10 protein-coding genes are annotated in these 12,252 nt (G+C 43.6%); 2 read left to right on the forward strand and 8 right to left on the reverse strand.

The genetic code is table 11. The features are described from left to right. Positions 1–62: 62 nt before the first annotated feature. Both QUB06_RS12685 and QUB06_RS12690 read right to left on the reverse strand, forming a co-directional pair. Positions 63–2,429: a ribonuclease R family protein gene (locus QUB06_RS12685; RefSeq protein WP_333435549.1), complete on the reverse strand. Its 2,367-nt coding sequence runs from the start codon at positions 2,427–2,429 to the stop codon at positions 63–65. A 246-nt stretch (positions 2,430–2,675) separates the two neighbouring features. Beyond that, the gene (locus tag QUB06_RS12690) at positions 2,676–2,924 is read right to left on the reverse strand and encodes a hypothetical protein (protein ID WP_333435550.1); all 249 of its coding nucleotides are present in this window, start codon (positions 2,922–2,924) and stop codon (positions 2,676–2,678) included. Between the two features lie 382 nt (positions 2,925–3,306). On the opposite strand from QUB06_RS12690, the gene QUB06_RS12695 reads away from it, so the two are divergent. Continuing rightward, positions 3,307–4,305 carry a hypothetical protein gene (locus tag QUB06_RS12695; RefSeq protein ID WP_333435551.1) on the forward strand — a complete coding sequence of 333 codons (999 nt, stop codon included), beginning with the start codon at positions 3,307–3,309 and terminating at the stop codon, positions 4,303–4,305. A gap of 206 nt (positions 4,306–4,511) precedes the next feature. Here QUB06_RS12695 and clpP read toward each other — a convergent pair whose 3' ends face one another. The 3 genes from clpP to QUB06_RS12710 form a co-directional block, all read right to left on the reverse strand. Then, on the reverse strand, positions 4,512–5,120 hold the full coding sequence (clpP, locus tag QUB06_RS12700; RefSeq protein WP_333068546.1) for an ATP-dependent Clp endopeptidase proteolytic subunit ClpP: 609 nt from the start codon (positions 5,118–5,120) through the stop codon (positions 4,512–4,514). A 201-nt stretch (positions 5,121–5,321) separates the two neighbouring features. After that, on the reverse strand, positions 5,322–5,666 hold the full coding sequence (locus tag QUB06_RS12705) for a DUF433 domain-containing protein (protein ID WP_333435552.1): 345 nt from the start codon (positions 5,664–5,666) through the stop codon (positions 5,322–5,324). A 55-nt stretch (positions 5,667–5,721) separates the two neighbouring features. Next, positions 5,722–5,853 (reverse strand): hypothetical protein, encoded by a 132-nt coding sequence (locus QUB06_RS12710; protein ID WP_333435553.1) that lies wholly within the window; start codon positions 5,851–5,853, stop codon positions 5,722–5,724. A gap of 42 nt (positions 5,854–5,895) precedes the next feature. Here QUB06_RS12710 and QUB06_RS12715 point away from each other — a divergent pair, with 42 nt between their 5' ends. After that, positions 5,896–7,617: an RNA-directed DNA polymerase gene (locus QUB06_RS12715; protein ID WP_333435554.1), complete on the forward strand. Its 1,722-nt coding sequence runs from the start codon at positions 5,896–5,898 to the stop codon at positions 7,615–7,617. 10 nt (positions 7,618–7,627) lie between these two features. Here the strand turns inward: QUB06_RS12715 and QUB06_RS12720 are convergent, their stop codons facing one another. The 3 genes from QUB06_RS12720 to QUB06_RS12730 form a co-directional block, all read right to left on the reverse strand. Then, positions 7,628–9,193 carry an NERD domain-containing protein gene (locus QUB06_RS12720; protein ID WP_333435555.1) on the reverse strand — a complete coding sequence of 522 codons (1,566 nt, stop codon included), beginning with the start codon at positions 9,191–9,193 and terminating at the stop codon, positions 7,628–7,630. A gap of 239 nt (positions 9,194–9,432) precedes the next feature. Then, positions 9,433–10,653, reverse strand: a complete 1,221-nt coding sequence (locus QUB06_RS12725) for a heparan-alpha-glucosaminide N-acetyltransferase domain-containing protein (RefSeq protein ID WP_333435556.1) — start codon at positions 10,651–10,653, stop codon at positions 9,433–9,435. A gap of 184 nt (positions 10,654–10,837) precedes the next feature. Continuing rightward, complete coding sequence (locus QUB06_RS12730) at positions 10,838–12,250, reverse strand: adenylate/guanylate cyclase domain-containing protein (protein WP_333413143.1); 1,413 nt, start codon at positions 12,248–12,250, stop codon at positions 10,838–10,840. Positions 12,251–12,252: the final 2 nt, after the last annotated feature.

Below are 12,252 nucleotides of genomic sequence, written 5' to 3' on the forward strand. Positions count from 1 at the left end.
ACTGGCGACGCACCCTACCTTTACTGTTAGCTATCAACTATCAACTATCAACTATCAACTAACTACTCATCATCATCAAAAGCTTGACTGCCGCCGCCAACTGCAACTAAATCAATTTGCTGGCGGTAGTAATCCACACTCTTGACTTGAACTTCTACCCGATCGCCCAAACGATACTGATTGCGGTTTTTGCGGCCCACCAGAGTTTGCTGGCGCGATCGATATTCGTACCAGTCATCCTTCAGCGAGGAAACGTGCACCAGTCCTTCAACTCGCAGGATGTCGCTCTCCGGTGGCCGCACCTCAATTTCCACAAAGAAACCGTAAGACTGCACGCCTGTAATCAAACCCTGGAAAGTTTGCCCGGTGCGCTCTTTCATCAATCCGGTTTTCTTCAATCCCTGCAAATCGCTTTCGGCATCCTCAGCAACCCTTTCGCGTTCGGTTAGGTGGACTACTACCGATGCAAACTCTGTCTCAAATTCGTGGTGCAAATCTGGGGGAAGAACATTCCAAGTAATTTGACCGTGACAGGAGGAATGGTGCAAGTCAACTTTTTCCTTAGCCCGTGTTGTGCGGCTGCTGCGGCCTTGCTCGAACACCGCTTGCAACACCCGCAGCACCAGCAAATCGGCGTAGCGGGAAAGCGGCGAAGTGCAGCGCGTGTAACCCTCTGACAGCCCCAAACCGAAGTGTGGCTTAGGAGTGGTGCTGTAAACAGCGGGCTTCATGGTGTCTTCTAGCAGGTAGGTGAGAACTCTTTCGGACTTAAGGCCGGCAAACTGCTGGGTAAATCGCTGAAAGTCCAAGGGCAAAACTTCTTCTTCGGTTTCGAGATACAGTTCGCCTCCGAGGTTGTTGGAGAGTTTGATGAACTCTTGAATGTCTGCCGGGTCTGGCATCGGCTGGACGCGGTAAATTGCTGGGACTCCCAAGGCTTGCAGGTGAGTGGCGACGGCTTGGTTGGCAAGTACCATCAACTCGGAGACAGCCGACTGGGCGGGGGGAGCCGTTGCAAAAGCTCCTAATTCGCCTTCGTCGTCGAAGTGAGAGTTAGCGTCGGGCAAATTTAGTTCAAAAGCTCCTCGCTTGAGCCTTGTCTGTCTGGCAGCCTGTGAGGCGGCACCGAGTTGATCTAGGAAAGGACGGAGGGCGGAGGATAAAGGGTGCTCTTCGGCATCGCCTGGTTCGAGAATTGCTTGAGCTTGCTCGTAGGTGAGGTGGTAGTCAATTTGAATGACGCTGGTTTGAATCTCGTATTCTAGGAGTTCTCCTGATTCGTCTAGGGTCAGCAGTATGCTGAAGGCCAGCCGTTCGGTGTCTGGCAGGAGGGAGCAGCGCTCGTTGAGGGTTTCTGGGAGTACGGCGATGATTTTTTCTCCCAGATGGGCGGCGGTGCCTCGCTTGCGGGCTTCGCGGTCGATCGGGGTTTCTGGCTGCACGTACTCGGCGGCGTCGCTGATGTGGATTCCTATTTGCCAGCGGCCGGGCTTCAAGGTTTCGATCGACAAAGCGCGTTCCACTGGCGGATCGGAGAGGAATGATGTTGGGTCAAACTCCTTTTCGCCTCCTCCCTCGGAGAGATTTTCCTCCTCAACTTTAGGGGCATCGTTTTCGCTGTTGGTTGTTCCCGGTTCGTTTTTGCTGAAGCTAACAGTCAGAATGTTACGCAAATCTAGCCGTTTTTTGATGTCGGTTTTTTTGACTTTGCTGGGCAAATTTTCGGCTGCTTTGATGACGGCGGCGGGGAACGATCGCGGCAAGTCGTGTTTGCAGCATACGATGTCGAGGTCGTCTGCGGCTTCGGCGTCGGAACCGAGTACCTGTACTACTTTGCCGACTGGGCGGTGGGTGCCGAGGGGGTAGCGTTTGACTTCGACGTGTACTAGGTGGTCGATCGCCTCTTGGAGATTTGTGCCGTTTGCGAGTAAGTCTAGTTCAAACAGCAGGCGATCGTCCAGGGGGATTGCTCTGTAGCTGACGCGGCCGGTGGGGGTGGCGGTTTGCTTGACTCGCGCGAGTACCGAGGGGTTGGCGCGTTCGAGGATGAGCATGACTTCGCCTTCGGGCGATCGGCGGCGGCTACCTTCTTTGATGATTTTGACTAAGACTCGATCGCCATTCCAAGCTGTCGAGAGGTGACTTTCCCGCACGTAAACGTCTTCTGAGCCTTCGGCGTCTTGAATTGCAAAGCAAAATCCTTTGCTCGAACAGCGCAGTTTTGCTTCTACTACGTCGTCTTCAGCTACTCGGCGATAGCGGCCTTTGTCTTTGACTAATATGCCAATTTTCTCTAGAGCTTCTAATGCGATTTGAAGTTTGAGTTGACTGGTGGCGTCGTTGCAGTCGAGTTTTTTCTCCAATGCTTTTGGGGCCACTAATTTGTCTTCTGTAAAATTTGCCAGCAGTGCAGCGATAGAAAATTCCATGTAGCGATCGATCCTCTTGTTTCCAGCAATTAGTCTAAATTTTGGCGAAATCAGCCGCGCCCCCTCGGGCCCTCGCAGTGCCTGCTTCCCAACAAATGCGCGGGTTGATAGGTGGAGACGCGAGCACAGCCACCTTGTTTCATCGCGAGGTTTTTTTTGAGATTCTCTCCCGACACCGGCTTGGTGCTAATTGTCTGCTGTCTGTCTTGAACTGACTGCTGACGGTGCAGAAAACTGTCCCGCACGCTATTCCCCAATACAATTTTTTAGCGTTGGTTTGTTTGCTTTTAGGTCAGCAGCGCCGAGCACTTTGCGAATTAGAAAGCCCCTGTCGGTTCTTAAAAGATGGCTCGATACTGAAAGCGACGGCTTGAGTCGAGGATGAGCCGATGGAGGGATGGAGAGGGAGAAAATTTGCATTTCTTCCTTCTGCCTGGTTCCTTCTGCCTTGTTCCTTCTTCCTTTTGAAGTGCCTCTTGCTTCTTGCTTTAGCAAAGAATTTACCGCATCAAGGCAAAATTGCTAGTAGCTCGCTGCTGCGATGCCCCTGTTTTTTGCACGCGATCTGCCCTTGCGGACAGAGGTGCAACGAGCGGGTCGGGAGCAATCTGTGCTGTAGAAAGTGCAGGTACGCAAACCGGAGACTTTTACTACTTTTGCTTAGTTGCTGTGTCATCTCCTATAGGTAGAAATGACGCCCGATGCTTGTTAGCTTAAACCGCTGGATGTGGGATGGGGTTTAGTGGCGTGTAAGGTTGCGCGGATGACTCACCTTTAATTTATTGTATGTTGAATAGGTGCTTTCAGAAAATAGTTTTCTCTCTGGCTGTACTACACTTAAGTCATAAGCCCCTCCTGGTTTCGGGGTCAAAAAATTATGTTTGCTGAATTTCGCGCCCTTTATCCCGCTGGACAGTTAATCTGTGAGTTGCTGACTGTTCATCACGGTAAGTTTGTTGTTCGCTGTCTGGTTCAGGTTGACGGCAAAACTCTTGTTACGGCTATGTCGGCTGCTGAGTCTGTTGAGGATGCTGAAGACCGCGCCCGGTTGCGAGCGATCGCTATCCTCGGATTTGCTGAGCCCGATCGTGCGATCGCGACTGTTGATCCGGCTCCGGTTGCTCCGGTTGCTCCGGTTGCTTCGGTTGCTGCTGTTCCCCCTCCTCCTGCCGTTTCCCCGGTTGCTGCTGTTCCCCCTCCCCCTCCTCCTGCTGTTCCGGTTCCTGTTGGGCCGACAAGTGTTCCTCTTCCGGTTCTAGAAATGCCTGTTGCTGACAAATTGCTTGAAACACATCAAAGGAATTTTGTCAAGACTGAAGCGAAATTAAATGAAGAGCCGATCGCACCTGTACCGGAACCGCTGCCGCCAAAGGTCGATCGCGTCGAGGCTACTGGGTTTGTACCAAAGCAGTTAGACTCAGACGCTTGGCTTTCTTCTAGCTACGGCGAACCACTTCAGGAACTGGAGGTGCCGACTTCTAGCCAAAGTGAACTGCTACAGGGTGCGGCCGAAGTCAGGGAATTGCAACCGATCGCAGTGGGAATTCCCAGCGATGCGATCGAGGATAATTCGGATACGATCGCCCAAATAGAGGCAATTCTCAGGCGCTTGAAATGGACTAAGAAACAAGAAACTGACTGTCTCGAACACAATTACGGCAAGTCGTCGCAGAGAGAGCTTTCTAGCGAACAGTTGGGAGATTTCCTAGAATATCTGGAAATCTACAGCAGAACCACTGAGGAAATCAAGCGGTTGAACTGGAGTCCCAGCCAAGGAAAAGATTATCTCAAACAAGGTTATGGCAAAGAAGCGCGCCATTTCTTAAATCAAGTAGAATTGCTCGACTTCCTGCAATATCTCGAATCTTTGCCCTAGGAATTCGGCAACTAAACAAGGCGCTGGAGGCTATTAGATTAAAGAAACCGGGTTTTTTACAGAGATTAAGGTTGAGAACCAAAGATTAGGGTAAAAAACCCGGTTTCTCGCCACCCGTTTATCCATTAAAGAGCTACTTTTGAACGTTAAAAATTAAAAATCAAAAATGAAGAATATTTCCTCATTTTTGATTTTTAACTTTTTATTTAGACGACAGCGGCGATCGGGCGGCTGGCGGAAGGACGGCGATCGATCACTTGATCGACTAATCCGTAGTCCTTTGCTTCTTCAGCCGACATGAAGAAATCCCGTTCGGTATCTTCTTCAATGCGGGAAAGCGGCTGACCGGTATGGTTGGCAAGATGTTCGTTCAGGCGGCGTTTGTGGTACAAAATCTCTTTTGCCTGAATTTCAATATCGGTTGCTTGTCCTTGAGCTCCGCCGAGAGGTTGGTGGATCATAATCCGGGAGTGAGGCAAACTCATCCGCTTGCCTTTAGCGCCGGCACTCAACAGAAAAGCGCCCATGCTGGCTGCCAAACCGAGACAAATAGTGCAAACGTCGGGGCGGATGTGGTTCATCGTGTCAAAAATGCCCATACCTGCTGTTACCGAACCCCCTGGGGAGTTGATATAGAGGTAAATATCTTTCTCCGGGTCTTCGGCGTCTAAAAATAGCAATTGGGCAACGATCAGGTTAGCCAAGTCTGAGTCAACCTGTTGGCCCAAGAAGACGATGCGATCGCGCAGGAGTCGCGAATAAATGTCAAAGGCGCGTTCGCCGCGACCGGATTGTTCTATAACTGTTGGGATCATTGACGCCTGCCTGCCTATTACGTATCTTTTTTTAATTTTAGCGATTAGGGCTCATTTATAGTTAGGGAGGGGTGGCGCGCGATCGAGAAATCGGCAAAATCCTTTAGCTGGAAGGGATGGGGGCGGTCATTTGTGGAAATTGTGGCGGGGGTGCGATCGGATTTCCGATCCCGCAGGCGATCAATGTTGAGGAAGCGGACATCAATCAACGTTGTTATGTGGCGATCGTATCGTTGCGAGAACTGAAATCGCTCGATCGCGGCTGACACTAGCAAAATGGTCGAAAAATTCATCGACCGAATCACCAGCTTCGAGATAATCAAGTAGAGTCTCGATCGGGACGCGAGTAGCAATAAAGACAGGAGTTCCACCTAAAATATCGGGGTCGCTATGAAAGATAGTAGCTGCGTATTGCAAAGAAAAGGTTGTGACATCAAGACAATCTTCCTCAGTCCAGGTATCACTTGGCTCGACTACAGCGAGATTTGGCTGCGATAACTCGTTGAGGATAAGAGTTGCCAAGCGCAGCCGCTCTGTTAGTGACAAAGTGCGGACAACTTGGATATAGATTTCCTGAGCGATAGTCGGCCTAAAAACTTGCTCATGCCTTCAATTTTAACTTAAACTGGTGTTTTGCTAGAAAGATCGATCGCCCTTTTCTCATATCATTAGAAGTGCGATCGGCAATCCTTCCCTTGATGCCCTCCGCCGTTCGGGATTTGCCCTGACTCATTGAATCCTTTGCTGATAGGTAACATTTAAATTAATTAAACTAATGAATCAAGATTTTTGGATTGAACAGCTCAAGAAAAGAGAAGTTTTTGAAAAAGCCTATGTATATGCTATTTACTACCAAATCAAAGAAGATGCCTACTGCAACTTTATTGAAATAGCTTACTACAGACAAAATAAAGAAAAATTATTTAAAGAAATTGAATCATCTCTGGAAAATCCCAGTTTGTATGAACCAGAAACTGCGTTTTCATTCTATCTACCAAAATCAGATATGTTCTTCAGAAGGATGATATACACTCCCTTCAAAGACTTAGTAATCAAATTTATTTTTGTATCTGTATTAGCTGAACTATTGGATTTTACGTTTGTTCACAATTGCTTTTCACATCGTCTTGATAGAAATATAAAAAATAAGAGATCCAAGAGATATTTATATATGCCTCACTATGCAGGATTTCAAGAGTTTATAGATTGGCAATTTGCCCAAGTCGAAAATAGCACTTGTCTGCTGAAAACCGACATATCATCTTTTTATGACTCTATATCTCATGAATATCTCCTGTCAGCAATTTCACAAAAACTAAACATAACTAATGAAAGTCATTTTATGATTCTATTTAGTAGGACATTGAAATTCAAAACTTGTTACTATTCAATGGTGGACGGAAAATTATGTGAAACATATAATAGCCAAGGTATACCGATAGGAAATTCAGCCGAAGGCTTTATAGCTAATATATTTCTTAATGAAGTGGATGAAGCATTATTCAATTTAGGTATAAATTTCGGCAGATATGTAGATGATTTTAGAGTTTTTACAAACAATAAAAGTGATTCATTAAAGGTGTTAATAATCCTACAAGAATTTCTTCTAAAAATAGGACTAAATTTGAATACTTCAAAAACCAAAATCATAGAAGCTCAAGAACAAATTATTAAATTCATTAAACATTCAAATAAAAGTGGCATTTATGGAAGGCCCTGTCAAGAAGAGAGTTCTAATGAAAGCCAGCCAGAAAAAAAGCTAGATAAAACCCAAATCATTAAAGAAATTGATTCTAAACAAGCAAGTGAGCAATATGAGAAATTATATTTTTTAAAATATCCAAAGAAAGTTATAAAAATAAACGATATTGATGATGAAGATAAAGCAAAAAAAATCTGTGTTTTTTTGAATGGCATTAAATTAGGCGCGAAACTTGAAAATCAAGCATTTAGTCAGCAGATGGAATCTCTTTATATATTGTCCAAAAAATACCCAAAACATTGGAGCTATTACTCTTGGTTGTGGGTAAAATTTATATCACAAAATTATAGTAATGATATTCAAAACATCAGCCTTAAATATCTTTTTAAAGTATTTGATGATGAACTTGTTAATGTATTTATCAAAACTAGAATTATTCATCATCTGGTTAATTCACGAAAGGGGGGCTTACCCTATATAGAAAGAATAGGGATGAATCAAAAACTCCGAAATAGAATTATTGAACATATAACTAAGTTAATGAAAATCAATTGTATCGCATTGCAGTTGAATTGTATATATGCTTATTATCTGATGTTCAGAGACCGCGATCATCGACATTTGCAAGACTTTGTATCTCATAACTTAAAGCGTCCCATACCAAAACCGATCCAACAGGCTGTTTATCAGATAGGAACTTTATATGAAAATCATTCTCCAGGGTTAGCTTCTTTTGAAGAGATTTTGGAAGAGAGTGAAATAGAATATGAATCTGAAGACTTGAATTGTCAGTAAAATTCCCATCTTAAAAATCAATATCTCGATCGGGAGGTTCATAAATAACAAGCAAGCTTTTTGCTCTTGTAGATCCCACATACCTATCTGCGATATCCCAATTACTTAATATCAAATTCTTTTCTTTTTCAAAAAATAACATTATAACATCACTTTCTAGTCCTTTATACATCCCTATATTCGACCAATGAATAGTATTTTGATCTTTATCGGAAAATGAATATGGCTTAAGATAAAAACGAGCGATATGCGAATATTGTGAAAGTAGGGACTTTGATGATGGATACATATCAGTTAATATAACTATCTGAGCCGGAGAAACATTCTCCTTATTCACTAGCTCGGTAATATCTTTTTCTAATAGACTAAAGATATCATCTGTCTCTTCATATATCTGATGTATTACTTCTCTTCCTTCAATTAATGAACTCTTTCTTTCATAAATACAGGATACAAATTTCTCGGCATGTTTGAAGATTTTGTGAGTATTTCGACAGTTTTTATTTAAGACAGTCGGGTTTACTTGAAGGGCGCATCTATTTGCATTTTTTGAAATTTTTTGATTACTATCTTGAAAAATGTAGAATATTCCATCATCAGGAATCAACTGTTTCAAATCGTTAATTTCCTTTTGCTCAAAGTCTTGTCCTTCGTCAACGATGATTGCTGTATACTCAAATGTTAACTGAGATTTTTGGGGTTGTATTTCTTCATAACTATAAACTACACAGTAACCCTCTGTAATTTCATCTTGTAAAGCAGCAGCGAGATAAAGAGAAAGATTATTAGATTTACATATTACGAGCGTTCTAACCTTATGTTGGCATAACCTTCTTGCTTTTTCTATAGCTAACTGAGTCTTCCCTGAACCAGCACAGCCCAAAACAATGCACTGAGAATGGAAGCACAAATTATTCAAGATATCGAATTGCTGTTCTGTTAATTGCAGAATTTCTTGGTTGTTTTCACCAATATCATTAACAATAAATTTTTTGAACACTGTACTTGGAGATATGAGGTTAATGATTGAATCTGTCCGCTGCTGTCCAAGTTTTGGAAAATTTCCTGCCGCTCTATAATAATCGAAAACAGAAGATATCCAGCCACTAATATTTCCTAACTGAGGACGTAAAAGTAAGATTTCTTGAGGTGCTTCCGAGGGTAGATTATTTGCCACGTCATCCATATCAGGAAAAGCCACACATTGTCCAATACAAAAATCTTTATTTTTAAATTCGTCGTGTTTACTGAGAAAATCCAAAAACTTATACTTAATTTCTCTAGCTTGTTGAAAAGGAGATATCTTCATCTTGTATTGGTTCTGATACCATGCCATATTCAGATGATCGTAGGCGATCTGCCCTCCTTTGGCTTCTAGTATAATAATTCCTCGATCGGGATGAATAATGATGAAGTCAGCTTCCCTATCTTGAACGATATATTTGATGTGCTGCCACCATGCTCCATGAAAAACAACGTAGTCATCACTCAAATTTTTTTCAAAAATCTGGAAGAGAGTCTTTTCTGCGTAGCTCTTAGTTGTTGATGATAATTTTTGAGGAATCATTCTTGCCATAACTATTCACCTCTTCTCTTTTTAGATGACTACTACTTTATTGGTAAGTTTTTATATAGTATTTGGAGAATAAATTTTATGGTGTATATTACCGCAAAAGGCTTTTGTATGTCAAGCCCCATTAGCTACTACTTGCCAGAGGAAGTCTCCCTTTCAAGCATCTAGTACCTCGCACACTCCGATTCAAGTAGATCAGGCGCTAGCCAGAAAAGAGTTAGATCCACTACATACTAAACTACTCAAATTTTAATCACCCAACCTCGGCGGTACATTCCATACAAAATTAACCACCAAAATAATACCGCAGTCACGGCAAACGCTAGGGAACCATTCAGCGGCCCGGCCCACGGCAAAAACCAGTTTTCATAAATCCAAGTGTAAGTTGTTGGAGCATTTGCACCAGTACCGATATGAGTTTTTAAGAGAATTCGGGCAACTATACCGGAAGCAACAAACAGGAAAATTGCATTCACTCCCATGATTTCAAACGGTCTCCCCCATTTCCAATCCCGCACTTCTATTGTTTCGTAGCAAGCTGCTAGCAATAGCAACGCCCAACCAGCGGTAAACACTACATAGGAACTTGTCCAAAGTTGTTTGTTGATCGGAAATAGAAATCCCCACAAGTGGCCGATTACCACGCAACTGAGACCGCAGATTGCTAAGTTGATACTGGTGCGGGTTTTGATTTGCTGTACTCGCAGCCATTCTCCGGTAAAGTAGCCTGTGAGGACTGTGACAACTGCGGGTAAGGTACTCAACAATCCTTCGGGGTCGAAGGGGCCGCCTTTGTACAGGTGTTGGCTACCGAGAATTAGCCGATCGACATATCCCCCTAAATTTCCTTCTGGCGTGAGTTCGCCGGCAGTGTACCCCCCTACAGGCACTACGGTTAATGCAGCCCAATAGCCCAAAAGCACGGCAACCGCGAGCAGTTTTTGATTGCGGGGGGAAAGGTTGAGAATCGCGATCGCACTGATGAAATAAGCTAAGCCGATGCGCTGCAATACTCCCATGATGCGGATTTTACCGAAGTTTTCCACCGGGGCGCTGTTGAGAAGTACGTCAAGGGCGATCGAAGATGTATTTAGCAGCAATCCTAATATAAATAGAATCGCGGCGCGGCGGGCAATTCGCCAGTAAATATTTGAAGAGGGAAGAAGGAAGAAGGAAGAAGGAAGAGGGTTTTTAGCAGATGCTGATTTTTCCTTGGTTTGTGTAAATTTTGAGGTTTCTATTCCGGTTTTTGGATAATTTTGAATATATTTAGACAGCGAGAAAGACATCGCGCAGCCAACGATGAATAAGAAAAACGGAAATACTAAGTCTGTCGGGGTGCAGCCGTGCCATTCTGCGTGCTCTAGCGGCGGATACACCTGTTTCCAACTGCCGGGGTTGTTGACTAGAATCATCGAGGCGATCGCAATTCCGCGAAAAACATCAAGGGATTTGAAGCGCATAAATTAAGTTATTTGTTCACTGTTCACTGTTCACTGTTCACTGTTCACTGTTCACTGTTCACTGTTCACTATCTTAGGTGATGCCCATTTCCTAATTCTTTTCGGCCCAATTCCCAATGCCCAACTCCCAACTCCCAATGCCCCATGCCCCATGCCCCATGCCCCATGCCCCATGCCCTATTCCCTATATCTCTATTCCTTCCAGAGTCATAATGACTGCATTCTTCATCAACATATCGCACCTTTCTGCATAAAAAGCTGCTGCCTTATCATACTTGTTGACTTGCAAAACGCGCAGAAACATTTGCCTTGCTTGCGCGAATTGCTGCTGGTAGTGAAAAAAAATTCCCTGTTCAAAATAAGTTTGAGTTTGTGCTTTTAGTTCGATCATTGTCGCCGAGTCGCCATCGTAAATTTCAAATACAGCAACAGGTGTTTGTTTTCCTTTTACTTGAACGCGATCGAGAAATCGGCACTTGTAATGTTGAGGATCGTCTATCCGGCAAAGGGTTTGGACGCTAGCTACAATACTAACTCCATAAAGCTTTGTCAATCCTTCCACGCGGGAAGCTAAATTAACGGCATCAGAAATCACCGTACTTTCCATTCGTTCCGCTTCGCCAATCGTACCTAACATTAAAGTCCCCGTATGCAAGCCAATCCCTATCGAAATAGGTTGATAGCCACTGTTTTGCCTGTGTCTGTTATAAATTTTTACTTGCTGCTGCATCTCAATTGCTGCTTGCACAGCATCTTCAGCCCTGTTAGGAAACAAAGCCATAATCCCGTCACCAATGTATTTATCTATAAAACCGTTGTACTGGCGGATAACTGGGCCAACTCGGCTTAAGTAAGAGTTAAGAAATTCAAAGTTTTCTCGGGGAGACATACTTTCTGACAGACTTGTAAATGAGCGAATGTCGGCAAACATAATCGTCATTTCTGCTTGTACAGAGTCTCCTAGTCTGGCATCAACGATGCTTTCTCTTTTGAGAAACTTCAAAAATTCACGCGGTACAAAACGGGCTGATGCAGCGGCAATTTTTTCTAGTTCGCTTTTGCTGGATTCGATTTGATTGAGCGATCTAAATGCTCTCAGTGCGGTGACTACTGTGGTAAATAATTTTTTGTTAGTAAGTTCTGTTTTGGTTTTGTAATCATTGATATCGTAGCTGACAATTACTACATCTTCTGGTACTTGTCCGGGCTGTCCAGTTCGTAAAATAATTCGCACAATTTGATTATTTAAAATATCGCGGATGTATTTAACTACTTCCAAGCCTGCTTCTTCTGTTTCCATAACTACATCAAGTAAAATCAATGCTATGTCGTAGTTATTTTGGATTATTTCTTTAGCTTCTTTTCCTGAGTAAGCGCTAATAAATGTTATAGTTTTACCTTCAAATTTAAAATCGCTTAATGCTAATTTAGTAATATTATGAATTTCTATTTCATCATCGACAATTAATATTTTCCAACTTTCTTCTAGCGGTTTTTCTTCCGCCTCGTCTTCCTCGGCAAATATTAATTCATCGTCGCCCGCTGGGATTAATTCGTCATCGCCTGCAGCCAACAGGTTTTTACTAGCTTCTGACATAT

The organism is Microcoleus sp. D2_18a_D3 (assembly GCF_036702455.1).
In the GTDB taxonomy this organism is placed as follows: Bacteria; Cyanobacteriota; Cyanobacteriia; order Cyanobacteriales; family Microcoleaceae; genus Microcoleus.

Bases quoted from the DNA above. Each gene is read 5' to 3' on its own strand.
- QUB06_RS12685 (WP_333435549.1), bottom strand. From the start codon at position 2,429: ATGGAATTTTCTATCGCTGCACTGCTGGCAAATTTTACAGAAGACAAA.
- QUB06_RS12695 (WP_333435551.1), top strand. From the start codon at position 3,307: ATGTTTGCTGAATTTCGCGCCCTTTATCCCGCTGGACAGTTAATCTGT.
- clpP (WP_333068546.1), bottom strand. From the start codon at position 5,120: ATGATCCCAACAGTTATAGAACAATCCGGTCGCGGCGAACGCGCCTTT.
- QUB06_RS12710 (WP_333435553.1), bottom strand. From the start codon at position 5,853: ATGAGTCAGGGCAAATCCCGAACGGCGGAGGGCATCAAGGGAAGGATT.
- QUB06_RS12715 (WP_333435554.1), top strand. From the start codon at position 5,896: ATGAATCAAGATTTTTGGATTGAACAGCTCAAGAAAAGAGAAGTTTTT.
- QUB06_RS12720 (WP_333435555.1), bottom strand. From the start codon at position 9,193: ATGGCAAGAATGATTCCTCAAAAATTATCATCAACAACTAAGAGCTAC.
- QUB06_RS12725 (WP_333435556.1), bottom strand. From the start codon at position 10,653: ATGCGCTTCAAATCCCTTGATGTTTTTCGCGGAATTGCGATCGCCTCG.
- QUB06_RS12730 (WP_333413143.1), bottom strand. From the start codon at position 12,250: ATGTCAGAAGCTAGTAAAAACCTGTTGGCTGCAGGCGATGACGAATTA.